General features: G+C 61.0%; 22 protein-coding genes and 1 tRNA gene. 13 read left to right on the plus strand and 10 right to left on the minus strand.

Annotated features, from left to right (window positions below):
* Positions 1-31: 31 nt before the first annotated feature.
* Positions 32-514: a heme-binding protein gene (locus P2W41_RS04265; RefSeq protein WP_404934396.1), complete on the plus strand. Its 483-nt coding sequence runs from the start codon at positions 32-34 to the stop codon at positions 512-514.
* Between the two features lie 74 nt (positions 515-588).
* On the opposite strand, the gene P2W41_RS04270 is transcribed toward P2W41_RS04265, so the two are convergent.
* The 5 genes from P2W41_RS04270 to P2W41_RS04290 form a co-directional block, all read right to left on the minus strand.
* The gene (locus tag P2W41_RS04270) at positions 589-2,574 is read right to left on the minus strand and encodes a tyramine oxidase (RefSeq protein ID WP_292897567.1); all 1,986 of its coding nucleotides are present in this window, start codon (positions 2,572-2,574) and stop codon (positions 589-591) included.
* 28 nt (positions 2,575-2,602) lie between these two features.
* Positions 2,603-4,018 (minus strand): aldehyde dehydrogenase family protein, encoded by a 1,416-nt coding sequence (locus P2W41_RS04275; protein ID WP_404934397.1) that lies wholly within the window; start codon positions 4,016-4,018, stop codon positions 2,603-2,605.
* Positions 4,019-4,100: 82 nt separating this feature from the next.
* Complete coding sequence (locus P2W41_RS04280) at positions 4,101-5,069, minus strand: helix-turn-helix domain-containing protein (protein WP_404934398.1); 969 nt, start codon at positions 5,067-5,069, stop codon at positions 4,101-4,103.
* A gap of 111 nt (positions 5,070-5,180) precedes the next feature.
* Positions 5,181-7,259 (minus strand): TRAP transporter permease, encoded by a 2,079-nt coding sequence (locus P2W41_RS04285; protein ID WP_404934399.1) that lies wholly within the window; start codon positions 7,257-7,259, stop codon positions 5,181-5,183.
* A 114-nt stretch (positions 7,260-7,373) separates the two neighbouring features.
* Entirely contained in the window at positions 7,374-8,384 is a 1,011-nt protein-coding gene (locus P2W41_RS04290) for a TAXI family TRAP transporter solute-binding subunit (protein ID WP_292897559.1), read from the minus strand.
* 195 nt (positions 8,385-8,579) lie between these two features.
* Here P2W41_RS04290 and P2W41_RS04295 point away from each other — a divergent pair, with 195 nt between their 5' ends.
* Positions 8,580-8,975 (plus strand): VOC family protein, encoded by a 396-nt coding sequence (locus tag P2W41_RS04295; RefSeq protein WP_292897557.1) that lies wholly within the window; start codon positions 8,580-8,582, stop codon positions 8,973-8,975.
* Between the two features lie 209 nt (positions 8,976-9,184).
* On the opposite strand, the gene P2W41_RS04300 is transcribed toward P2W41_RS04295, so the two are convergent.
* Positions 9,185-9,259, minus strand: a tRNA-Gly gene (locus P2W41_RS04300).
* A gap of 199 nt (positions 9,260-9,458) precedes the next feature.
* Here P2W41_RS04300 and P2W41_RS04305 point away from each other — a divergent pair.
* The 4 genes from P2W41_RS04305 (at position 9,459) to P2W41_RS04320 (ending at position 12,066) form a co-directional block, all read left to right on the plus strand.
* On the plus strand, positions 9,459-9,971 hold the full coding sequence (locus P2W41_RS04305) for a prolyl-tRNA synthetase associated domain-containing protein (protein ID WP_404934917.1): 513 nt from the start codon (positions 9,459-9,461) through the stop codon (positions 9,969-9,971).
* Positions 9,972-10,060: 89 nt separating this feature from the next.
* On the plus strand, positions 10,061-11,092 hold the full coding sequence (gene trxA / locus P2W41_RS04310; protein ID WP_404934400.1) for a thioredoxin: 1,032 nt from the start codon (positions 10,061-10,063) through the stop codon (positions 11,090-11,092).
* A gap of 66 nt (positions 11,093-11,158) precedes the next feature.
* Complete coding sequence (locus P2W41_RS04315) at positions 11,159-11,830, plus strand: LON peptidase substrate-binding domain-containing protein (RefSeq protein ID WP_292897553.1); 672 nt, start codon at positions 11,159-11,161, stop codon at positions 11,828-11,830.
* Positions 11,831-11,865: 35 nt separating this feature from the next.
* The gene (locus tag P2W41_RS04320) at positions 11,866-12,066 is read left to right on the plus strand and encodes a Trm112 family protein (RefSeq protein ID WP_292897551.1); all 201 of its coding nucleotides are present in this window, start codon (positions 11,866-11,868) and stop codon (positions 12,064-12,066) included.
* A gap of 18 nt (positions 12,067-12,084) precedes the next feature.
* Here the strand turns inward: P2W41_RS04320 and P2W41_RS04325 are convergent, their stop codons facing one another.
* From P2W41_RS04325 to P2W41_RS04335, 3 genes are all read right to left on the minus strand, one after another.
* Positions 12,085-13,014, minus strand: coding sequence for an ABC transporter permease (locus tag P2W41_RS04325; protein ID WP_292899955.1), 930 nt, complete (start codon positions 13,012-13,014; stop codon positions 12,085-12,087).
* A gap of 6 nt (positions 13,015-13,020) precedes the next feature.
* Entirely contained in the window at positions 13,021-13,800 is a 780-nt protein-coding gene (locus P2W41_RS04330) for an ABC transporter ATP-binding protein (RefSeq protein WP_292897549.1), read from the minus strand.
* A 63-nt stretch (positions 13,801-13,863) separates the two neighbouring features.
* On the minus strand, positions 13,864-14,850 hold the full coding sequence (locus tag P2W41_RS04335) for an ABC transporter substrate-binding protein (RefSeq protein WP_292897547.1): 987 nt from the start codon (positions 14,848-14,850) through the stop codon (positions 13,864-13,866).
* Between the two features lie 262 nt (positions 14,851-15,112).
* Here P2W41_RS04335 and P2W41_RS04340 point away from each other — a divergent pair, with 262 nt between their 5' ends.
* The 7 genes from P2W41_RS04340 to P2W41_RS04370 all read left to right on the plus strand — a co-directional run bounded on the left by P2W41_RS04340 (position 15,113) and on the right by P2W41_RS04370 (position 22,309).
* A complete protein-coding gene (locus P2W41_RS04340) occupies positions 15,113-15,874 on the plus strand; it encodes a GntR family transcriptional regulator (RefSeq protein ID WP_292899954.1) in 762 nt (253 codons plus the stop codon).
* Positions 15,871-17,280: a hypothetical protein gene (locus P2W41_RS04345; protein ID WP_404934401.1), complete on the plus strand. Its 1,410-nt coding sequence runs from the start codon at positions 15,871-15,873 to the stop codon at positions 17,278-17,280. The genes P2W41_RS04340 and P2W41_RS04345 overlap by 4 nt, the downstream gene beginning before the upstream one ends.
* A gap of 296 nt (positions 17,281-17,576) precedes the next feature.
* On the plus strand, positions 17,577-18,881 hold the full coding sequence (locus P2W41_RS04350; protein WP_292897543.1) for an ABC transporter substrate-binding protein: 1,305 nt from the start codon (positions 17,577-17,579) through the stop codon (positions 18,879-18,881).
* A gap of 147 nt (positions 18,882-19,028) precedes the next feature.
* Positions 19,029-19,910 (plus strand): branched-chain amino acid ABC transporter permease, encoded by an 882-nt coding sequence (locus tag P2W41_RS04355; protein WP_404934402.1) that lies wholly within the window; start codon positions 19,029-19,031, stop codon positions 19,908-19,910.
* Positions 19,907-20,872, plus strand: coding sequence for a branched-chain amino acid ABC transporter permease (locus P2W41_RS04360; protein ID WP_404934403.1), 966 nt, complete (start codon positions 19,907-19,909; stop codon positions 20,870-20,872). Before P2W41_RS04355 ends, P2W41_RS04360 begins: the two co-directional genes overlap by 4 nt.
* A complete protein-coding gene (locus P2W41_RS04365) occupies positions 20,860-21,600 on the plus strand; it encodes an ABC transporter ATP-binding protein (RefSeq protein ID WP_404934404.1) in 741 nt (246 codons plus the stop codon). The genes P2W41_RS04360 and P2W41_RS04365 overlap by 13 nt, the downstream gene beginning before the upstream one ends.
* Position 21,601: 1 nt before the next feature.
* Positions 21,602-22,309, plus strand: coding sequence for an ABC transporter ATP-binding protein (locus tag P2W41_RS04370; RefSeq protein WP_065818189.1), 708 nt, complete (start codon positions 21,602-21,604; stop codon positions 22,307-22,309).
* 36 nt (positions 22,310-22,345) lie between these two features.
* Here P2W41_RS04370 and pncA read toward each other — a convergent pair whose 3' ends face one another.
* A complete protein-coding gene (gene pncA / locus P2W41_RS04375) occupies positions 22,346-22,945 on the minus strand; it encodes a bifunctional nicotinamidase/pyrazinamidase (protein ID WP_292897534.1) in 600 nt (199 codons plus the stop codon).
* Positions 22,946-22,981: the final 36 nt, after the last annotated feature.

The following is a 22,981-nucleotide window of genomic DNA, read 5'->3' on the forward strand; positions in this document are numbered from 1 at the left end:
AGATCGGACATCCAAAATCAAGGAGTCCCCGATGATCCGATCGACTGTTCTTTCCGCTACGCTTCTGGCCGCAACCGCGGCATCGGCTCAGGATCTGCCGACCGCGCCCTACCTCCCGCTCGACATGGCCTACAGGGCAGCCCAGACGGCGCTCGAGGCATGTGCTGCCGAAGGTTACGCGGTGAGCGTTGCCGTGGTGGAGCGAAGCGGCGCGACCAAGGTTCTCGTCAAGGCCGACACTTCAGGCCCACACACGACCGGCAGCAGCGTCGGCAAGGCCTTTACCTCCGCAAGCCTTGGCCGCGACACGGCGGGTCTTGCGAACTTCATTGGCGAAAACCCGCAGAATGACGGCCTGCGTGACATGGATTCCCGGCTGGTGATCCAGGCGGGCGGGCTACCAGTTCGCATCGGCGGCGCGCTGGTGGCGGGTATTGGGGTCGGCGGTGCCCCCTCGGGGGATATCGACGCGACCTGCGCCCGCGCCGGCCTGGACGCAATCGGGGCTGAATAACCGCTTGCCATGGGCGGAAAAGAGAGGCGCAGTCAAAGGGCTGCGCCTCTTTCCGTTCGACCCCTCGTTCGTGACTATTCCGGCAGCCGCACGGTGAGTGCCGGATTGTGCGGGAAGAAGTTGTAGGGTTTCAGCGTGAAGCCCTTCCACATGGTCGACATGACCGGCCAGTCTTCCATCTGCGGAACGTGATGGAAGCCCATCGTGTACCAGGTCACGATGTCGGTGTTGTCGATGCTGCGATCCTGCTTCACCCACTCGGCCAGCGTGTCCGTGCCGTCGCTCTGGAACGCGTATTCGCCGCCGGCATAGCGCTCGTCGACTGCATAGGGCGTGTTCCAGAAGGTGTAGTCGATATAGGCATTGCGTTTCGCCGGCATGTCGTTTTCGGTGTCGAGCGGGCTATAGGCGACGCTGTTTTGCGGCATGATCATGTAGCCCGGCGCGTGGCCGACCCCGATCTTTCGGCCCATGTTCATGATGTGATACATGGCTGGGGTTGCCGGATTGACCCGGTACCGCGCTTCCATCTCCGTCTTCGGCATCTCCGCCTTTGTCACCCACATGGATCGACGGGGCAGGTCGTCTGCGACCTCGCCCTTCACAAGGCCAGTGCGCATGAAAACATTGTCCTGGCCGTCAATGTCGAAATCGAGCCGGAAGTTGAAGAAATGGTCGTGGTTCGGTGCCACGAGATTGGGCATGATGAGTGTGCCGTAACGGGTTTCCTGCTCGGCCGTTGCGTCCGCCATGGAGGTAGATGCGGCGCCTTTGACCGCGTCGAGGCCTGTTGCGCCGACCATCACGCGGATGCGGCCATTCTGCTCGAACACATAGTCGATGAGATAGTCATAATTGCCGACCTGTGAGGCGGAACGGACCACGAGCTCGTTTGCCGGGCGACCTTCAGCCGGCACGGCCTGATCCTCACTCTGGGCGAAGATCTCGTAGTGCCGCCATGCGGGGTCGCCGATATTACGCTCGAAGATGCAGAGCGCATCCGGGATCTCGATCGGATTGCCCATATCGTCATGCACGGTGGCGGGCAGGAAGCGGGCGTAGGAGGGGCAATCGACACCTGCGCGCAACGGGCTTAAGAAGATGCCGAAACCATATTCGCCGCTGTCCATATAGGTGCGCCAGTACCAGCCCTTGTCCGGGTCCATATAGGGCACGAAGACTTCCGACAGATGGGCCTGATAGAGCACCGAGCGCCAGTCGTCGCGGTCGTTCACCTCGATGTTGGACAAGACGACGCCGGGCCGCTTGTCCACGCGCCAGCGGAAGCGCCACATGTCCCAGCTGACCAGGCTGCCATCGACGGTGAAATTGGGCTCGCCTTCCTGGCGCAGGACGGCTGGATTGCTCTCGGCCCGCAGGGAGCCGGTGCGGGCCTCCACCTCTTCCTCTGTATAGCCCCAGGGGTCTGCCGGCACGGGAACGACGCCGGTGTCGATGACTTCCACCACGGATTTCCCGGCGAGATCGACCACGGCGTAGAGCCCCTCGATGGGCTTGGCGTAGAAATTGGAGCCGGTCGGATTGACGTAGCAGGGAACCTTCATGAGGCGCTGGCCGGCTTCCGCCTCGATGTCGAAGGAACCGGCCGTGAGTGGCAGGCAGAAGACGTCATCCGGCTTGAGCTCGCGCTTTGCCAGCGCTGCGACAAAGGTTTCGTCAGAGAGCGCCAGATCCATGGCGCCGATGAACTCTTCGAGCAGCACCATGTGCTGGCCGCCGATGGGGCCGAAATCGCTGATTTCACCGGAAACCAGATCGACCTCGGCCTTATAGGTGTCGTCGCCGGAAATGACATGAACGGTGGCGGCGCGGGGGCCTTCCTCGCCTTCCTTCCAGGCAAGCACGTCGGCCTTTTCAGGTTCTTTCAGTTCGATCAGGGGAAAACGGGCTTCGTCGGAAATCCGGTCATCGGACTTCATGATCGTGACGATTTCAGCGATCTCGTCTTTGGAGAGACCGTCCAGCGGATGTGCGAGTGCGCCACTGCATAAGGCGGTGAGCGCAAGGGCTGCGCATGTGGTCGATAAGTGTCTTCTCATGTTATCTGCTCCTCCTAGGTCCCGGTTTTCACATGATGATGGTCTGGCCGACCGTATTTTCCATCAGCCCCGCCTCGGCGAACTGTACGCCGACCCCTGATTGCTTGATGCCGCCGAATGGCGCGTTGGGCTGGATCATGCCGTGCTTGTTGATCCAGGCAGTGCCGCATTCGAGTTTCAGGGCCAGCGCCTTTGCGCGCTCGGTGTCCTGCGACCAGACCGAACCGCCAAGCCCGTTCGGATTGTCGTTGGCGCGGGCTATCACCGCCTCGACATCATTATAACGGATGATGGGCAAGACGGGACCGAACTGCTCTTCATCGACGAGGCGCATGCCGTGCTCGGCATCGGCGACGATGGTCGCGGGATAGAAGTATCCGCTACCGCCGGATGGCGCGCCTCCGGTGAGGATGCGGGCGCCCTGTGCTTTCGCTTCCTCGACCAGTTCCTTCACACGCTCGAACTGCATCGCGTTCTGGATCGGGCCAAGTGCGACGCCCTCCTGCCGCCCGTCGCCCATGGGGATGGCCTTGGCAAGGGATACAAGCGCATCGCACACGGCATCATAGATGCTGTCATGCACATAGAGCCGCTTGATGCAGGCGCAGGTCTGGCCGTTGTTCAAAAACGCGCCCCAGAAGAGCCCTTCGGCAATGGCCTGTGGGTCGACATCGGGCAGCACGATCGCCGCGTCATTGCCGCCCAGTTCAAGCGTGAGGCGCTTCACGGTTTCGGCGGCTGAGGCCATGATCTTGCGGCCGGTTCCAGTGGAGCCGGTGAACACCATCTTGTCGATGTCGGCATGAGCGGACATGGCCGCGCCTATCTCGTCGGCGCCACAGACGATGTTGACCACGCCGGCAGGAAGCACCCGATTGATGAGCTCGACGAAGCGGATGGTGGCAAGCGGCGTGTTGGGCGAGGGCTTGATGACCACGCAATTGCCGGTGCGCACGGCAGGAATGATGTGCCAGGCGGCAATCAGCACCGGGAAGTTCCAAGGGGTGATGGAGCCGACCACGCCAATTGGCTTGCGATGGACCTCCACGCGCCCCTCATTGTTGTCCTGCAGGACGGAGACGGGCAGGTCGAGATTTGCGGTGTGGCGGGTCCATGCGGCGGCTGCGCCGATTTCCCACTGGGAGCCGAAACCGCCGATGGGTTTGCCCTGTTCGGCGGTGAGCAATGGAGCAAGCTCGGGAATGCTCTGTTCGACAAGGTCCGCGATCTTCAGGCAGGCTGTCCTGCGCTCTTCATCGCGGGCTGCTGCCCAGCCGGGAAAGGCAGCACGCGCGGCTTTGACGGCATCGTCAAGGTCGGAGCGGGTGCCGAGCGGCATATGGCCGACAGGTGCGCCGGTTGCCGGATCGAGCACTGGCTGTGTCTCGGTGGCTGGTGTAGCCCGCCCATTGATGATGTTGTGAAACTGTGCCGTATCAGCCATTGTCTTCCTCCTCCCGATAGCGCCGCTTTCCGGGCGGCATCAATCGGTCATAGTGGAGGCGCGTCTGGCCAATGGTCTTGGACTATTGCGTCAGGTCTTTGGCCGATGACGTCGCTGCATGAAGGCGGTATTCTCCGGGTGGGATCTGGAAACGTGCCCGGAACTGGCGATTGAAATAGGACAGGTCGTTGAAGCCGGCATCGAATGCAATGCTGGAAATCCGCTCCGATGTGCCCGCGTATTTCTGACCCATGAGCCGGTCGCAGACATAATCGAGCCGTGTACCTATCAGGCAATCCGACAGCGATGAGCCCGCAGCCTGAAACCGGCGCTGCAGGGCACGCAGGCTGACCCCCATCGCCGATGCGACGCTCGCCGGGGTGCATTCGGGATCGCGGAAGCGCTGGCGGATATAGGCGCGCGCCTTGGCGACAAGCAGGTCATCGCTGGTGCGAGCCGACGGAAGACTGCCGGCTTCAAGCCCGCAAAGATAGGCCCCCATCAGATTGAAGAAGGCTTCGCTTATGAAATGCTGCTGGTCGGCGGCATCCTCCGCATTCACCAGGCGGTCGATGGTGGCGCGAAGGGCCATGCCGATCTCGGTGGAGCCGGGGATCGGACAGCCGCCGAGTGCTGCCGTACCAAAACGGTGCGCGAATTCGGAACGGTTCAGATGGACGGAATACTGGAGGCTGCCGCTATCGCCATAGAGAAAGCGCGACGGATAGGCTGAATCGATCATGATGAAATCGCCTGGTGCAAGACGCACATCGGCATCGCCCTGCCGCATGACCGAGTGTCCCGACTTTTGCAGGACGAGAAAGAGGTGCTCGGCAGAATCCTGACGGATGCAGCGCCAGTCCCGGTTGATGCGCGCAGCGCTGTTTCGCACGACCGCAACCGCCAGCGCCTGACGCTGTTTCAGCGTGATGATGCCACGCATGTCGCGCGCACCATCCGGCGGCGAGACCAGAAACTGGCCGCAAACATTGCGCACACCAGCCTGGAATGCATCGAGCGATGCCAGGCTGTTTGTCTCGTTAGACGGCATACGGTTCCTCCCACCTTTCCTTGTTCTCCCATCGAGGTTCTCCCAGTCAGGAAAGGCAGGGGAAGCGTAATCAGCTTTCATCGGCTCGGCAAGCCGGTGGCGTTGCCGGCCTCAGGAAGAGGAGGGACTTTCCTGTCCGCGAACCATCATTTGTCGCACGAAAACCGGTAGAACTATGATCGCCCCAGCCAATGTGGCGTAGAGGTCCGGAGCGACAAACAGGATGGCAGCGAAGGCAAGAAGGAGCCGCTCATAGACGCGCAGCGGTGCAAAGAGCCAGCTTGAGAACGCTGCTGAGAGCATCCAGATGCCCAGCATCGCGCCAATCGTTGCCAGGAAAAACTCGTTCCAGGTGAAACTGTCGGTGACGAGCAGCATGGATGGCGAGAAGACGAACACGAAGGGCACCAGCGCCTTGCCCATGCCCAGCCGGAAGGCAGTGTTGCCGGCCTTGAAAGCGTTGGCGCCGGCAATGCCTGCCGCGGCGTATGCCGCCAGGGCAACGGGCGGCGTGATGTCTGCCAGAACGCCAAAATAGAACACGAAGAAGTGGGCCACGATCGGCTCGACGCCAAGCAGGCTGAGGATGGGGGCCGCGACCGCGATCATGATGAGGTAATTGGCAGTGGTGGGGATACCACAGCCCATAAGCACACAGACAATGGCTGTCATGATGAGGGTGAAGAGCAGGGTGAGCGTGTTTACGCTGAACAGCTCGAAGGGCAGGAAGGCGAGACCGTCCGCCACGCTCTGCGCCCAGCCGGCGGCGACCGAGGTGACCATATAGGCGATCTTGAAGCCGACGCCGGTAAGCGTGACGACACCGATGATGACGCCGACGAGGGCCGCGGCAGCGGTGACCGAGAGCGAATACTTCGCCCCGACAACGAAGCCTTCCCAGGTCTCGCGGACGCTCTCGGTGATCGCTGTTTTCACATCGTGCCGCAGGAAATTCTGGATGACGAGCACGAGCAGACACGCCGTGATGCCCCAGAAGGCCGCAAGGTAGGGGGTTTTGCCCGAAAGAAGGATGGCGACCAGCACGAAGAGTGGCAGCGTGGTGAGCCAGCCGGCCTTGAAGACCGTCCAGGCGACGGGGAGTTCGTCCCTGGTGAGACCGCGCAGGCCGCGGCGGCGCGCTTCCAGATGCACCTGAACCAGAACGCCGAAGAAGTGCATGAAGGCAGGCACAAGCGCGGCGGTCAGGATGGTGGTGAGCGGCACGCCCAGATATTCGATCATCAGGAAGGCGACCGCGCCCATGACGGGCGGCGTGATCTGGCCACCTGTGGAGCTTGCAGCCTCAACGGCTGCCGCGAAATGGCGAGGATAGCCGATGCGGATCATCGCCGGGATGGTGAGCGAGCCTGTCGTCACCGTGTTGGCGATGGAAGAACCGGAGATCGAGCCGAGCATGGCGGAGGAAAGCACCGAAACCTTGGCAGGGCCGCCGGAATAGCGGCCGGCAAGAGCCGATGCGAGATCGATGAAAAGCTGCCCGAGGCCGATGCGGGTGGCGAGCACACCGAACAGAACGAAATGGAATACATAGGTCGAGATGACGCCGAGCGCCGTGCCATAAATGCCCTGGCTGGTCAGGTATAGATGGTTGACGATGTTGTCCCAGCTGGCACCCGGATGGGCGAGAATGCCGGGCATCGACTGGCCGAAATAGGCATAGGCGATGAACAGAAGGGCAATGACGGGCAGTGGCCAGCCCATGGCACGCCGCGTCGCTTCAAGCAGTACTGCGATCAGCACGGTGCCCATGATGACATCGATGGGCAGCGGATCGCCGACGCGGAAGGCGAGCTCGTTGAAAATCCAGGGGACATAAAGCGCCGATACGGCACCCGCGATGGCGAAAATCCAGTCGAGAACAGGCAGGCCAAGCGGGTAGAGCAACCCGCGGCGGGGTTCGCGCGGTTGGTGCCATGCAGCGAAGAAGACAAAAATCAGGGCGAGGGTGAAGGCCAGATGCAGACCGCGATGGGTGGTGGCCTGCGGGATGCCATATCCCGATGTGTAGTAGTGATAGCAGGAGAGGATGAAGAGGGCACCGCCGGCAACCCAGCCGAGCAGTGACGGCAATGGTCTGAAGCGAACTTCGGAATCGAACTGCTCCTCAAGCGCCTTCATTTCCTCTTCGGTCAGCGCTTCGGCACGATCGGTATCAGGTGAATGGGCCATCCTGCAAAGCCTCTCTGGACATCATCATAATCGCATTTCGATGGCGGATAGAGATGGACCCGGCCTGCGGTCATACAGGTCGGGTCCATTGGTCGTCATCGAGTTTTCTGAGCGTTATTCGCTCAGCACGCCCGCTTCGCGGTAGAACTTCTCGGCACCCGGATGCAGCGGGATGCCGACGCCATCGAGCGCGGTTTCCTTGGTGATCTGACGGCCCTTGAGGTGGCCGGCATCGAGGAGTTTGCGGGTGTTTTCGTTCCACAGGGCCTTGGTGATCTCATAAATGAGTTCTTCAGGCTGATCCGCACTGGTGATCCACTGAGCACCGACGGAAAGGGTGGTGACATCCCCGTCAACGCCTTCATATGTGCCGCCGGGCACGGTGTTGGCAGCAAAGAAACCATGCTCGCCCGTGACCTTTGCTGCCTCATCACCGGCGATGGAGACGAGCGTGATCTTGTGCTGGCTGGCGAGTTCTGCAATGGCGCCAGCGGGGAAGCCGCCGACAAAGAAGAAGGCATCCATCGCGCCGTCGCGCATACGCTCTGCGGCCTGATCGGGCTTGAGGTAATGGGCTTCGACATCCTCTTCGGAAAGGCCGTAGGCGTTGAGGATGATGCGGGCGTCAACGAGAGTGCCGGAGCCGGGCTCATCGAGCGAGACGCGCTTGCCCTTCAGATCATCCACACTGTCGATGCCGCTTTCGGCGCTCGCCACAAGGTGAATGGTCTCAGGATAGAGATTGGCGATCGCGCGCAGCTTCTCGACCGGCTCGCGGTCTTCCCAGATGCCGGTGCCGCTATGGGCCCAGGTGGCGACATCCGACTGGGAGAAGCCGGATTCAAGCGAGCCACCCGCAATGGCGTTCACATTCGCCACCGAACCATTGGCCGAAAGAGCCGTGGCAATCAGGCCCGGAACACCGCAGGAACCGCCTTCCTCGCAGGGGCGCGAGCCGGGCGGGTTGGAGATCGCATTGGCGATGAGGCCGCCGATCGGATAGTAGGTTCCGGCGGTGCCGCCGGTGCCTATCCGGAAAAACTGGGGCTGCTGTGCAAGTGCCACGCCACTCGCGGCAAGGCCGCACAAAACCGCTCCAATAATCGCAAAACGCCGTCTGTTCACGTGATCCTCCCAGACAATAAGAATGAAACTCTCTATGAGCTAGCATTCATTGTGCCAGCCATCAATCTTTGATGATACCCTATTCATGTGATCTGTCACATTTGCACCGGGACTCGGCGCCAGTCGGGTCTCGAACCGGAATGATGGGGCTTGCCTGCGCTGCAAGTGTCTGTGGAAGAGCGTATTGGAGGTAATTTGGCCAAGTGCATTCACACCATGATCCGCGTCTTGAACGAGGAGAGATCAGTCGCGTTTTACAAGACCGCTTTCGGACTGGAGGTGGCCGATCGATTCGATTTCGACGGTTTCACCCTTGTATACCTACGCAATACGGAAGCTGATTTTGAGGTTGAACTGACCGTCAACAAAGGACGGACCGAACCCTATCAGTTGGGCGACGGTTATGGCCATCTGGCGGTCGCCGTGGATGACCTCGATGCCGAGCATACACGTTTCAGGGAGGCTGGGCTGAAGCCGCGCGACATTGTTTCGTTCGAACGCGAGGGCTCACTTCTGGCCCGTTTTTTCTTTGTGGAAGATCCTGACGGCTACAAGGTCGAAGTTCTGCAGAAACACGGTCGCTATCGCTGAGGACAAAAGGGCCCGCCTCATTGGCCGGCCCACCCGCTCCCCGGCATCTAGAGCGGTTCACCGTTTTACGGAAACGCTGCTCCGCTCAATCCATCAGTTTTTCCGCATTTTTGCGGACGTCAGGTGATCCCACCTGACTGCAAATTCTCCAGACAGCAAAAAGGCTCGGGAACCCCGAGCCTGTAAGCCGTTCATGTCAAAAGGAAAACTGGAGCGGGCGATGAGATTCGAACTCACGACCCCAACCTTGGCAAGGTTGTGCTCTACCCCTGAGCTACGCCCGCTCGGCTTATCGCTTCCGACGGCGCGCTTATAGTCTGATCTCGCCGGCAAATGCAACAGGAAATCGACAGCGCTGCTGCGGTTTTTTTAATTCCGTATGCGATGGCTGAAGACGGCTCGCGGAGAGGGGCGTTTCCGGCCTTGTCGGGCTTGCCTTCATGGGCTGCGCGCGGTTACCAACCGCACCAACGATTAGCGACCATGCGAGGCTCCGTCGTGGCAAAATCAACTGAGGCGCTGCTGGAATATCTGCAGGAACTTGGCATTGAGGTGAAAACCCATCGCCATCCTCCGCTGTTCACGGTCGCCGATTCGCAGTCATTGCGGGGAGAAATCCCCGGTGGGCATACAAAGAACCTCTTTCTCAAGGACAAGAAAGACAATTTCTTTCTCGTCACCGTGGATGAGGATGCGCAGGTGAACCTGAAAACAGTTCATCACAGGATCGGCGCGGCGAGCCGTGTGTCTTTTGGCAAGCCGGACAAGCTGATGGAGTATCTCGGGGTCGAGCCAGGATCCGTGACCGTGTTCGGGGCCGTGAATGACGATCAGCGCAAGGTAACAGTGGTGCTCGACGCGGATTTGTTAGACAATGATGTCATCAATGCGCATCCGCTGACCAACGAAGCGACCACTTCGATCGGCCGCGATGATCTCATGCGTTTTCTTGAAGCGGTCGGGCATCCACCGCTCGTCTTGAAAGTGACCGAGTGATCGCCACATTTGGTGCGACGACAGATACTCTATCGGCAAGCCGGCAGATGCCATGGCCACGCCGAACGGAAAGCAGGGAAGGGGCGTTTATGACCAACGGCGACAATCCATACGGAAAGCCTGAGAACTATGGTGCCGCAGGTGGGCAATATACAACCAATGTGGATTTTGCAGGGGGCGCGCCAGCGTCCGAACCTGCTGCTCCGGCCGGCCAGGGGTTTTCGCTTTCGGACGCGCCGCAGACACCGGCCGCTGACCTGATAAAGGACACGACGACCGCCAATTTCGCAGCCGACGTTATCCAGGAATCGCGCAATCAGCCCGTCCTGGTGGATTTCTGGGCCCCGTGGTGTGGCCCCTGCAAGCAGCTTACGCCGATCATAGAGAACGCCGTGCGCGCGGCTGGCGGCAAGGTGAAGCTCGTGAAGATGAACATCGACGAGCATCCCGCCGTCGCCGGACAGCTTGGTGTTCAATCGATCCCGGCGGTCTTTGCGTTCAAGGACGGGCAGCCAGTCGATGGTTTCATGGGCGCGCTCCCGGAAAGTCAGGTCAAGGCATTCATCGAAAAGCTCACAGCCGGAACCGGTGGCGATGAAATCGCCGGTGCGCTCGAAGCGGCGAAGGAAGCCGTCGCCAATGGCGACCAGCAGATGGCGGCGCAGATTTACTCGGCTGTTCTTCAACGGGATGCGGAGAATGTGGAGGCCATCGCCGGACTGGCTGACCTGCTCTTCGAGGCTGGCCAGAAAGAGCAGGCCGAGCAGGTGCTGGCACAGGTGCCGGAAAAGCACAAAGAGGCCGCACCCATCGCCGCCGTGCAGGCCAAGATCGCGCTTGCCGAACAGGTGGCCAATCTGGGTGACAGCGCCGCCCTGGAGCAGCGCCTTGCCGCGGACCCGAACGATCATCAGGCGCGGTTTGATCTGGCGCTTTTGCAGAATGCCAAGGGCGATCGTGCGGCGGCGGCCGAAAGCCTGCTGACCATCATACGCACCGACCGCGAATGGCAGGATGACGGCGCGCGGGCACAGCTTCTCAAATTCTTTGAAGCATGGGGAGCCACGGATCCGGCGACTCTGTCGGCACGGCGTAAACTTTCTTCGCTGCTGTTCTCATAAGCCTTTCGATTATTTGCCTATTGGGAGGACTGCTCCAGATATCGGGGAAAGATCGGGAGATGTCATGTGAAGGCAGGCAATAGCTCGTACCGCAGCGGGCGGGATATCGACAGTGTGATTCCCGTGTTTCCATTGTCTGCGGCCCTACTCTTGCCGGGTGGGAGATTACCGCTGAACATTTTTGAGCCGCGTTACCTCGCCATGACCGACCACGCCCTTTCCGGATCGCGGCTGATTGGAATGGTTCAGCCGCGTCTCGACGGGGCGAAAAAGGCGGATGGCGAACCTGAACTCTGCGATGTGGGATGTGTCGGGCGCCTCGGCTCGGTTTCGGAAACCGGCGATGGAAGGTATCTAATCACACTGATCGGCATCTGCCGCTTCAGGGTACTGGAAGAGTTGAAGGTCAAGACGCCTTTCCGCCAGTGCCGCATCCTGCCTTTCGAGGCCGATCTGCATGACGGGCCCGATGAACAAGAGGTGGACCGCAGCGCGCTCTTGAAGGCATTGCGTGCCTATCTCGATGCCAACAATCTGGAAGCAGACTGGGACAGCGTCCATCAGGCGGAAGATGCGAGCCTTGTGAATGCGCTGTCCATGATGGTGCCCTATGGGCCGGCTGAAAAGCAGGCATTGCTGGAAGCGCCCGATCTGAAAACGCGTGCCGATACACTGATTGCAATTACGGAAATCGTTTTGGCGCAGGGCGGCGGCGAAGCCGGGCACCGGCTCCAATAGCGGATGTGCCTGCAAACCCAACACTGGAGCATCGAATGCAGGGTGAAGACGATGACAGAGAGGGAACGGCACTGGATCCCAAGCTGCTGGAACTTCTTGTGTGTCCGTTGACCAAGGGGTCACTGCGCTGGGACGCGGAGAACAGCGAACTGATCTCGAAAAGCGCAAAACTTGCCTATCCGGTGCGCGACGGGATCCCGATCATGCTGCCATCGGAGGCGCGACCCCTTGATTGAGGCCGCGCCCGGCATTTTCTATTCGCGGAAGCTTTCACGCGGGGTTGCCGCCTGCCGTCCGCGCGCGGCGCGCAGCGTGGGCAGGGCGAGCATCAGGAGCACGAATGCGCCGGTGGCGAGCTTGAGATCGGGCGGCGGCATGCCGGCTGCCAGACACAGCGAGACAAGCTGGTAATAAACCATCGCACCGGCGAAGGGGGCGAGCAGCTGCCGCCAGACAGTCGCCTTGCCGACTATGGCCTCGCCGATCATCAGGGCTGCAAGGCCGTTGATCAGGATGCCGAGGCCCATATTCACATCGGCAAAGCCCTGCGACTGAACCATCAGCGCACCGCTGAAGGCCGAGAATGCGCCGGCAAGGCCGATGCCGCCAATGGTCGCCGCCCAGACATTGATGCCCTGCGCCTCGGCCATCACCGGATTGGCTCCCACGGCGCGGACTGCCGTCCCCTTCTCCGTGGTGAAGAAGAAGTTGAGCGCCAGGAAGATAGCCAGCGTGATGACGCCCACGGCAAGGATCTTGGCCAGCGGGAAACCAGGCTGCACGAACGGCACCCAGTCGAAGATGGTTTCCGTGCCGAACACTGAAAGGTTGGAGCGGCCCATGATGCGCAGGTTCACGCTGTAGAGCATGGTCATCACGAGGATGCCGGCCAGAAGCGTGTGGATGCGGAAGCGCAGATGGATGAAGGCCGTGCAGCAGCCGGCGATGAAGCCGGTGAGCAGCGCCAGCCCGATGGCCGTGAGCGGGCCGAGGCCGGAGGCGAGCGCGACGCCGCACACGCAGCCGCCGAGCGGGAACGCGCCTTCGCTGGTGAGATCTGGAAAGCTCAGCATGCGGAAGGGGATCATGATGCCGGCGACGACGAAGCCGAGGATCAGGCTTTGCGCAAGCGTGACCGGAATGAGGGCGACGAAGCTCGTGAGCGTGGTTTGAAGAAAATCGATCATGGGTCAGCTCGCGAGCAACATGCTGTCGGTCTTGGTGGCGAAATGGCCGATCAGGTCGGGGACGGTCACATTGGTCTTTTCTTCTCCGCCGATTTCCAGATGGACACGGCCGGCATTGAGCATGATGACGCGATGACCGAAATCCACGGCGTGCTGCATGTTGTGGGTGACCATGAGTGTGGTCAGTTTCAGCGCTTCGACAGCGCGAACGGTCGCCTCCATCACAATGTCGGCGGTGCGGGGGTCGAGCGCTGCCGTGTGCTCGTCGAGGAGAAGGAGATCGGGTGATCCGCCAACGGCCATGATGAGCGAGAGCGACTGGCGCTGGCCGCCGGACAGAAGATCGACACGGGTGTTGAGACGGTCCTCAAGGCCGAGACCCAGAATGGCCAGGCGCTCGCGGTAGTCGGTCAATCGCTTTGCATTGAGACCATGGCGAAGCGTGCGCCTGGAGTTGCGTAATTCGGCAAGCAGCATGTTCTCGGCCACCGTCATGCTGGCGGCGGTGCCGAGCATGGGGTCCTGAAACACACGCGCAATGCGCTTGGCGCGCTTGTGAACGGGCAGGCCCGTCATGTCCTCGCCGTTGATGAGGATCTGTCCGGAATCGAGCGCGAGCGAACCGGAAATGGCATTGAGCATGCTGCTCTTGCCGGCTCCGTTGGAGCCGATCACCACACCGAATTCTCCGGAGTTGAGGGTGAGATCAAGCCCGTTCAAGGCGATCTTCTCGTCGGGTTGTCCCCGATAGAACACTTTGCGTGCGGCACGGATTTCCAGCACCGGCACCTCCCATGAAATGAACGCGGCGCCTGTTGGAAGGCGCCGCGTCTCTGGCTGAGCGGATTACTCGACGATGCAGTCGCAGTCGGCAAACTCTTCGGGAATCTCGATGCCGAAGGCGGCCATGGCCTTTTTCGAGATGCGCGGAGCGTGGTCCTCATAGGCCGGATTCATGGGCGGGATCGTCTTGGGATCGGCGCCATCGAGGATCTGCAGGGCAATCTTGCCTGCGTTAAGGCCGACCTGCTGGTAGTTGACGGCGAAGCTTGCCGGAACCACGCCGTCGGACACGGCACCATCATCGGAGTTGATGATCGGGATGCCGGCCTGCCTCGCGGCGGCGGAAACGGCAGCGATGGCCGGCTGGAGAAGATTGGAAGCGGGCGTGTAGATCACATCGGCCTTGCCGGCGAGCGAGGCAATGCGCTGCTGGATGTCGTTCACATTGTCGACGCCCACGGGGACGACCTCGAAGCCGGCGTCGGGTGCGGCAGCCTGAACCTTTTCAAGCAGGGCGACGTCATTGGCCTCGCCGGGATTGTAGGGCTGACCAATGCGCTTTGCATCCGGAACGAGCTTCCTGGCGAATTCCATGACGGCGGCGACGTCCTGCAGGTCGGTGGCGCCGGTCATGCCTTCATCGCCCGCTTCCCAGGAGGGAACGAGCTTGGCGGCAACCGGATCGGTGACGGCGGAAAAGACGATCGGGATGCCGGAACCGGCAAGCGCCTTCTTGGCGATCTGGGAAACCGGCGTTGTGACGGTATACACGAGGGCCGGGCCTTCGGCCTGAAGCTTGGCGATCATCTGAGGCACCAGCGAGGCATCGAAATTCGTGTGGCTTTCAGAATAGACAACATCCTTGCCTTCCTCATAGCCACCGGCAGCGAGAGCGTCCTTGAAGCCCTGAATGGCGGTGTTGAGCTGCGGGTGCTCGCCGAAATTGGCGATGCCGATGCGGATTGGTTCCGCGCTGGCCGCGCCAAGGCCGAACAGAATTGCACCGGCAGCCACAATGCCGCGCAGCGATAAGCGTGATTTTTCAGTCATGTCATTCCTCCCAGGGCCAGGGGCCTGCAAAAACGGGGCAGTCAATAAACTGCGTCCTTGCCAAACACAAAGTCAGAGATCGCGCGCCTGTTGCCGCAACCCCTGCCGGATGATGTTCCGCATCTGATATGCCGGGCCTCCCCATCCGTTGAAGGGCCATCATATCGCCGGGGCAATGCCTGTCAAACACTATATATAATCGTTGAACAGACATGAAATTATATATACTTTTGTTCCCCGAGGAGGAGCAGAGTTGCATCAAATGGTGGTGGATGGCGCGGAGCCGCTGACGAAGACCGAAGCAGCCTATCATCAGCTTCGGCGCGATATTCTCGCGACAAGGCTCATGCCGGGGGCGCCGTTGCCGATCGCGGCCCTGCGCAAGGCCTATGGCTTTGGCTGGACGCCGCTGCGCGAAGCGCTTTCGCGATTGGAGGCAGAGCGGCTTGTGACGGCTGAAAGCAATCGGGGCTTTTCGGTCGCGCCGGTTTCGCGCGCGGAACTGGAAGACCTTTCCAAGGCGCGGCTGGCGGTGGAAACCACGCTGCTGGAAGAATCCATTCGCAAGGGCAATGCCGACTGGGAGGCTGCGGTGGTGACCGCACATTATCGTCTTTCGCGCTGTCAGATACCTGCCGAGGGGCTTTCGGATGATGCCCTGCATGACTGGGTGGAGAAGCATCAGGCCTTTCACGAGGCGCTGCTTTCCGCGGCTGATGCCACGTGGCTCAGGCATTTTTATGCGCAGATCTGGGGTCAGTTGTGCCGGCACCACATCTTCCTCACCGTGACACCTACCCTGCGCGCGGCTGCGGGGGCTGAGGATGGTCACGAAGCGGCCATCGCGGCTCTCGACGCAGCCATGTCACTTGACCAGCATACGCAACTCATGGAGTTTGCCCTCGACCGCAATCTGGAGGGGGCGCTGGCACTGATGAAAGAGCATGTGGGTCTGACGGTCGACGTTTTCACCCTTGCCGATCTGGATGGCGCAGGCGGCGGGGCCGCCGGAACCAGGGCATGAAGGATACGGGTCGCTCCGTTCTTGCGGGGGCGGCGCTTTGTTGTTCAGCCGGTGCGGCCTGGGCTCACGCATCCGAGCGCGGCTATGTGCTGCTCCTGCCCACCGACTACTATCTTTTCGGTGGCATGCTTGCGGTTGCACTAAGCTTTCTCGTCCTTGTTTTTCTTCCAGTTTGGGGTTTGGAGCGACTTCTGGCGCGGCGTGTCGCGCTTTTTCCGGTCGCTCTGGAGGGCCGGGCAGTGGCCAGCACGGTCTCCTTTGTCCTTCTTGCGGGGCTGGTGTTTGCCGGATTCTCTGGCAGCCGCGATCCGCTCTCCAATCCGTTGCCACTGGTGATATGGACGCTGCTCTGGGTGGGTGTGACTGTCCTGCAGGGCGTGCTTGGCAATGTCTGGGCGTGGATCAATCCATGGTATGGACCCTGGCGGCTTCTTGTGAGGTTTGGAGTGCCGGAAGACGGGGTCAGAGGCTTGCCCTGTGTGCTGAGGCAATGGCCGGCGTTTCTGACCCTGTTCGGTTTCGCCTGGTTCGAGCTGGTTTATCTGGCCCCGGCCGATCCCGAGCGGCTGGCGATGGTTGTATCGCTCTACTGGTGTTTCACCTACGCAGGCATGATTATTTATGGTTATGAACCATGGATCCGCCGTGTGGAATTCCTGACGCTCTTCTTCGGCATGCTCTCGCGCCTCTCATTCTTTGCGCTGAGCGAGCCGAACGGGCGGCAAAAGCTTACGCTTGGCCTGCCGGGCCACAAGCTTGACGGTGCGATGGCACTGTCGCTTTCGGGCATGGCCTTTCTGCTTCTGGCTCTGAGCTCGGTCTCCTTTGACGGCCTCAAGCACACCTTCTTCTGGCTCGATCTCATTGGCATCAACCCGTTGGAGTTTCCCGGTCGATCGGCTGTGGTCGGGGCGAGTTCCTTCGGGCTCGTCGCCATGTTCGGGCTTCTTTTCTCCGGCTTTATGGGAGCGGTCTGGCTTGGTTGTCGGCTGGCCCGGGAGGGCGACTGGCTGAAACTCGCCGGGCATCTTGCATGGTCGATCATCCCAATCGCGCTTGCCTATCACTTCTCGCACTATCTGGTGAGCTTCACCATCAACAGCCAGTATGCGCTTGCAGCCCTATCCGACCCATTGATGCGGGGCTGGAACCTGTTCGGAACGGCAGGCCTGCATGTGCAGGCGGGCGCGACGCTGGGGGCGCAATCGGCCTGGATCATATGGAATGCGCAGGCATTCGCGATCATTGGCGGGCATGTTCTGGCGGTGGTGCTGTCGCATTTGATCGCTTATCGCCATTTTGGCTCGGCTCAACGCGCCACGATGAGCCAGATTCCTCTTGCGGTTCTCATGGTCGGATACACGGTTTTCGGTCTGTGGCTGCTGTCTGCGCCAACCGCCGGCTGAAGAAATGCAGGATTTCTGGAATAAATTTCCTTGAAGCGCATTTTCGCGTGACAGCCGTTCTGTCGATCTCTGCTTTGCAGTAACTCTTTGTTTCTTCGATATTTTGTCCCCCGTTGGCAATTCCGCTGAAGCCCGAAATGCACTAGAACACTGGCGTAGTTCCCTTGCGGCATGTCCTGTTGCCAAGGGAATGGTTTGGTGATTTAGTTTGTACACAAGTGATTTTTCCGACGCTGGAAAATGCTTCCAACCGTTGGAAATGCTCGGTCAAACGATCACAACAATGGGGAACCGGCATGAGTGAAAATCGCAAGTCTCTTATCAATTTAAACAGTGGCCTGACGCGCAGGTCCGCGCTCAAGGGATTGGGTGCTGCGGCGGGTCTGGTGGCCGCACCGGGGTTCGTGCGCTATGGCCAGGCGCAGTCTTCCGAGCCCATCAAGATCGGTTTCCAGTGCCACCGCACGGGCATCGGCGCGGCCTATGGCCGTTGGTATGAGCGCGTGACGACGGCTGCCGCCAAGCGCATCAACGATGCCGGCGGCATCAATGGACGTCCGCTTGAAATCATCATTGAGGACGATGGCACCGACCCGAAGCGCGGTGCGGAAGTGGTCGAGAAATTCGCCAATCAGCACAAGGTCGACCTGGTCTATGGCACGCTGTTTTCCCATGTGGTCGTCGGCTCGGCACCGGCTGCGGGCGAACTGAAAATTCCCTACTACGTGGTGAGCGAGGGCTATCACGTGGCCTCGGGCAAGATGAACCGCTACTGCGTGCAGCCGGGCATCACCGATGTGAAGGCGCAGGCGCGCTCCATGGCGCCGTGGATTGCAGGCAATCTCGGCAAGAAAGTCACGCTGGTCTATCCCGACTACGCGTTTGGCCATGATCACCGCGATTTCTTCACCCCGGCCATCGAGGCGCAGGGCGGGCAGGTGGTTGCCAAGGTGCCGATCCCGCCGACAGAGACCTCGTTCACCCGCTATTTCCCGCAGATCCCGCGTGACACGGATGTGATCTACCATGTGATGGTGGGGCCGGCCGTGCTGACTTTCGTGAAGGAGATGGGCGAATTTTTCGGTTCCGGCGGGCCGCAGCTCTTCGGCTTCATCGATTCGCTCGAGGCCGTCGATATCGCAAGCCCGGGTCTGGAATTCCTCGAGGGCAGCCATTTCTGGGAAGGCATGCCGCGCTATGCGCAATCCGACCAGCCGGACTATGTGACCGCCTACCGCGAGGCCGTCGGCATCGACGAGAATGGCGCCAGCGTGAACGACGCAAAGGATGTTTCCACGGCGGCCCATATGTTTGGTTGCTGGGAGACCCTCAACATCATCAAGGCCTCGATGGAAGCCTGCGATTACAAGGGGCCGGATGACCGCGCCGCGATGATCGAGGCAACCGAGGCGATGACCGAGATGGAGGCCGGGCCGGACCACCCGCAGGGCAAGAAACTGTTCAATGGCAAGATCCATCAGGTCTTTGGCGAACAGAGCATCAGCCAGGTGAAGGACGGCAAGCTGGAAGTGGTGCATCGCACCTCCATCGAGGATGGGGCGTACGAGCCCGAGGCCGATTACACGGCAATGTCGTTCTGACATGTTGCACGGGGCGGTGTTCGCCCCTCACCGTCACCCTCTCCCCGTTTGCTGGGAGAGGGGGCGTCAGCGTTGTGGCCTTCATTCCGTGTTGGCTGGGACGCCGGTGAACTTCCTTCGGCTTCTCTCATGAAAGTGCGCTTGTGAATGGCCTTCGGTCCGTATTTTCTCCTCGCTACGCTTGAAGGGCTGGTGACGGCGGCTGTCCTGTCGCTGATTGCGCTCGGCCTTTCGCTTGTCTTCGGTGTCATGCGCGTGGTGAACGTCGCCCATGGCGAATTCTACATGCTGGGCGCGGTGCTCGCCTGGTGGGTTGCCTCGCTGTTCGGCGGGCATCCGGCAATCGGTTTCATGATGGCGCTGGTGCTGAGCCCGCTCGTCGTCGCCGCCATCGCCTTTGTTGCCGAGCGGCTGGTTTTGAGCCGGCTGAAGTATGAGCCGGAGGCAACGATCGTTGCCACGATTGGCCTGCTCTACATCATCCAGCAGCTGGCACTGACGTTTTACGGGCCCGAGGCGCGACCGGTGGAGGCTCCATTCCACTATCGCATGCAACTGCCATGGTTCGGCTATTCTGCCTACAAGCTGGCCGTGATCGGGTTTTCAATCATCATGATGCTGGCGACGTGGTTTGTGCTGACGCGTACGAAGATCGGCCTCGTCATGCGCGCCACCCAGTTCGACCGGGAGACAGCACAGGCCTTCGGCATTCCGGTCGGGCGCGTCTATGCCGGCGTTTTCGCGCTGGGGGCGGGGCTGGCGGCCGTTGCCGCCGTTCTGATCGTGCCGATCCAGCAGGCGCATTATCTCATGGGACACGATCCGCTGCTTCTGTCCTTCATTGTCGTGATCATCGGCGGGCTTGGCTCGCTGCGCGGTACGGTTTTGGCGGCGGTGCTGATCGGCCTGTCGGATGGCATCATCTCGATGTTCTTCTCGCCGACACTCGCCAAGATGCTGGCGACGCTGGCTGTTGCGATGATCCTGGTGTTCCGCCCGCAGGGCCTGTTCGGAGCCGCGGCACGATGACCAGACTGACCCCTTCGACAAAATCCATTGCCTTGCACATCGGCGTGGTTGTGCTTCTACTGGCACTCAACTTCCTCTTGCCGGAATATCATCGTGGCGTGTTCGCGCGTGTGCTGGTGCTGGCCGTCTTCGCCATGGGCTACAATCTGGCCTTTGGCTATACGGGCCTGCTCAGCCTTGGCCACGCGATGTTCTTTGCAGCCGGGCTCTATGGAGCCGGGTTGACCATTTATCATCTGGAATGGAGCGTGTGGCCGGCATTTGGTGCGGGGCTCGTCGCCGGCGTGGTGGTGGCCCTCGTAGTCGGGTTTCTGGCGCTGCGCACCACGGGCGTGGCGTTCATGATCGTGACGCTGATGTTCGCGCAGGTCTTCTACCTGATGACCCTCTATTTCACGACCTATACGCGCGGCGAGGAAGGGCTTGTTCTGCCGCAGGAAATGCGGGTTCTGGGCTTTCCCGGCGGGGTGCTTGATCTCTCGGATCCGTCGACGCGCTACCTTGTGGCGCTTTCGCTGTTCGCGATCGTTCTGGCTGCGATCCTGTTTCTGGTGCGCGCACCCTATGGCCGCTCGCTGATCGCCATTCGCGAGAACGAGGAGCGCATGCGCATGCTGGGCTATGACGTTTTCGTCAACAAGCTGATGGCGGTGGTGCTTTCGGGGCTTTTCTGCGCTGCATCGGGTGCGGCCTATGCGGTGCTCTTCGGCTATGTCGGGTCCGGCTTTGCGGCGATCCAGTATTCCATCCTGCCGCTGCTGTGGGTGCTGGTCGGTGGGGCGGCGACGACGCTCGGGCCTCTGATCGGCACGCTGTTCATGTTCTATGTCATCGACACAGCTTCGAGCTACACGACGGCACATCTCATGGTGGTCGGTCTGGTGCTGATCGGCGTCATCCTGTTTTTCCCCAAAGGCATCATCGGTACGGTGCGTGAAAGGTGGTTGCCATGGCTGCCGTGAAGCCGCTTCTTGAGACCCATGAGCTTGGCCGCTCCTTCGGCGGGCTGCGTGCGGTCGATGGCATGGATTTCTCGCTGCCGGAAGGCGAGACCCATGCGATCATCGGGCCGAACGGGGCTGGCAAGACGACCTTTGTGAGCCTGATCTGCGGGCGTGTTGCGCCGACCGATGGACGCGTCATCTTCGACGGACAGGATATTTCGCTTATGCCCGCTCACAAGCGGGTGCGGGCGGGCATCGCCTACACGTTTCAGATCACAAGCGTGTTTGCCAATCTGACGGCCTTCGACAATGTGGCGCTGGCGGTGCAGCGGCAATTGATCGACGATCATGAGAGGGGGCTTTCCTCACGCGCGCTGACCGAGCACGGCATGGACGCGCTTCAGAAGGTCGGGCTTGGGGAATATGCCGACAAGGTGGCCGGCAATCTTTCCTATGGCCACCAGAGGCTTCTCGAAGTGGCAATGGGACTGGCGCTCAGGCCGCGTCTTCTCATCCTTGATGAGCCGACGCAGGGTCTGTCTGACAGCGAGATCGAGAATTTCATCGCGCTGGTGCGCCAGATCGGCGAGGAGGCGACGGTGCTTCTGATCGAACACAATATGGATGTGGTCATGGCGCTTGCCGAGCGCATCACGGTGATGGAACAGGGACGTATTCTTGCGCAGGGTGCACCTGCCGAGATCCGCGCAAACCAGGCCGTCCAGCAGGCCTATCTCGGAGGTTGAGATGACGGCTGCCCTGACAATGGAACATGTCGACAGCGCCTATGGCCATGTGCAGGTGCTGCGCGGCTTCGATCTGGAACTGCGGCAGGGCGAGGTGCTTTGCCTGCTTGGCCGCAACGGTGCGGGCAAGACGACCGCGCTAAAAACGATCATGGGACTGGTGCCGGCAACCGCCGGGCGCATTCTGCTTGGCGATGTGGAGTTGAACAGTCTTGCCCCCCACGAGGTGCCGAAGGCTGGTGTCGCCTATGTGCCGCAGGGGCGGCGGCTGTTTTCCGAACTGACGGTGGGCGAGAACATCGAGATCGGTCTGATGACGCGCGGCAAGGGCGCTGCCACGCGCGACAGTGTGCTCGATCTCTTCCCTGTGTTGCGCGAGCGCCTGAAGCAGCGCTCCGGCACGCTTTCCGGCGGCGAGCAGCAGATGCTGGCCATGGCGCGGGCGCTGTGTCTGGAGCCGCAGGTGCTGCTTCTGGATGAGCCGACGGAGGGGCTGATGCCCTCCATGATCGCGCGCATCCGTGAAACGGTGGCAGGGCTGCGCGAGCGCGGGGTCTCCACCATTCTCGTTGAGCAGCGGGTGGATGCGGTGCTGCCGGTGGCGGATCGGGTCGCGTTTATCGAGAACGGTCGCAACCGCGAGACGGTGGATGTTGAGCGGCTGCGGGATGATCCCGAGATGGTGCACCGTTATGTGGGCGTGGGGTGACGCGGGACGTTGGCGCCTGGCTCCTGCCCCCATCACTCACACCAGCGTCACACCGGCCTCTTTCATCTTCGCAGTCATCGCTGCCAATGAGCCGCCGAGGTCGATGGCGCGGCAGCCTTCCATGATGACGGTGGCCTCAAAACCCTGCCGGCGCGCATCGATGGCTGAATAGGCAACGCAAAAATCCGTTGCGAGGCCGGCAAGCGTCACTCTGGTGATGCCGCGTTCGCGCAGATAGCCTGAGAGACCGGTCGGCGTTTCGTGATCGTTTTCGAAAAAGGCCGAATAGCTGTCGATCGCGCTGCGGAACCCCTTGCGGATGACAAGCTCTGCCTTGTCCCATGCCAGCCCTTCGTGGAACGCAGCGCCCCTCGTGCCCTGTACGCAGTGATCGGGCCAAAGGGTCTGCGTGCCATAGGGCATTTCGACCGTCTCGAACGGGGCCTTGCCCTGATGCGAGGAGGCGAAGCTGGAATGGCCGGCAGGGTGCCAGTCCTGAGTAAGCATAACATGATCAAAGCGCCCGATCAGCCGGTTGATGACCGGAACCACCGCGTCGCCGTCTTCAACGGCCAGCGCTCCCCCGGGGCAGAAGTCATTCTGCACATCAATCACGATCAGTGCCTCGTCGGCCATGCCCTGTCTCCCTCTCGCATGAAATCGCCGCGAAGG

It is taken from the genome of Nitratireductor sp. L15S-10 (assembly GCF_045011005.1).
Taxonomy (GTDB): Bacteria; Pseudomonadota; Alphaproteobacteria; order Rhizobiales; family Rhizobiaceae; genus Nitratireductor.

Coding starts and splice junctions, on each gene's coding strand:
- P2W41_RS04265 (WP_404934396.1), top strand. CDS start 32: ATGATCCGATCGACTGTTCTTTCCGCTACGCTTCTGGCCGCAACCGCG.
- P2W41_RS04270 (WP_292897567.1), bottom strand. CDS start 2,574: ATGAGAAGACACTTATCGACCACATGCGCAGCCCTTGCGCTCACCGCC.
- P2W41_RS04275 (WP_404934397.1), bottom strand. CDS start 4,018: ATGGCTGATACGGCACAGTTTCACAACATCATCAATGGGCGGGCTACA.
- P2W41_RS04280 (WP_404934398.1), bottom strand. CDS start 5,069: ATGCCGTCTAACGAGACAAACAGCCTGGCATCGCTCGATGCATTCCAG.
- P2W41_RS04285 (WP_404934399.1), bottom strand. CDS start 7,259: ATGGCCCATTCACCTGATACCGATCGTGCCGAAGCGCTGACCGAAGAG.
- P2W41_RS04305 (WP_404934917.1), top strand. CDS start 9,459: ATGCGAGGCTCCGTCGTGGCAAAATCAACTGAGGCGCTGCTGGAATAT.
- trxA (WP_404934400.1), top strand. CDS start 10,061: ATGACCAACGGCGACAATCCATACGGAAAGCCTGAGAACTATGGTGCC.
- P2W41_RS04320 (WP_292897551.1), top strand. CDS start 11,866: ATGCAGGGTGAAGACGATGACAGAGAGGGAACGGCACTGGATCCCAAG.
- P2W41_RS04335 (WP_292897547.1), bottom strand. CDS start 14,850: ATGACTGAAAAATCACGCTTATCGCTGCGCGGCATTGTGGCTGCCGGT.
- P2W41_RS04340 (WP_292899954.1), top strand. CDS start 15,113: ATGGTGGTGGATGGCGCGGAGCCGCTGACGAAGACCGAAGCAGCCTAT.
- P2W41_RS04345 (WP_404934401.1), top strand. CDS start 15,871: ATGAAGGATACGGGTCGCTCCGTTCTTGCGGGGGCGGCGCTTTGTTGT.
- P2W41_RS04350 (WP_292897543.1), top strand. CDS start 17,577: ATGAGTGAAAATCGCAAGTCTCTTATCAATTTAAACAGTGGCCTGACG.
- P2W41_RS04355 (WP_404934402.1), top strand. CDS start 19,029: ATGGCCTTCGGTCCGTATTTTCTCCTCGCTACGCTTGAAGGGCTGGTG.
- P2W41_RS04360 (WP_404934403.1), top strand. CDS start 19,907: ATGACCAGACTGACCCCTTCGACAAAATCCATTGCCTTGCACATCGGC.
- P2W41_RS04365 (WP_404934404.1), top strand. CDS start 20,860: ATGGCTGCCGTGAAGCCGCTTCTTGAGACCCATGAGCTTGGCCGCTCC.
- P2W41_RS04370 (WP_065818189.1), top strand. CDS start 21,602: ATGACGGCTGCCCTGACAATGGAACATGTCGACAGCGCCTATGGCCAT.
- pncA (WP_292897534.1), bottom strand. CDS start 22,945: ATGGCCGACGAGGCACTGATCGTGATTGATGTGCAGAATGACTTCTGC.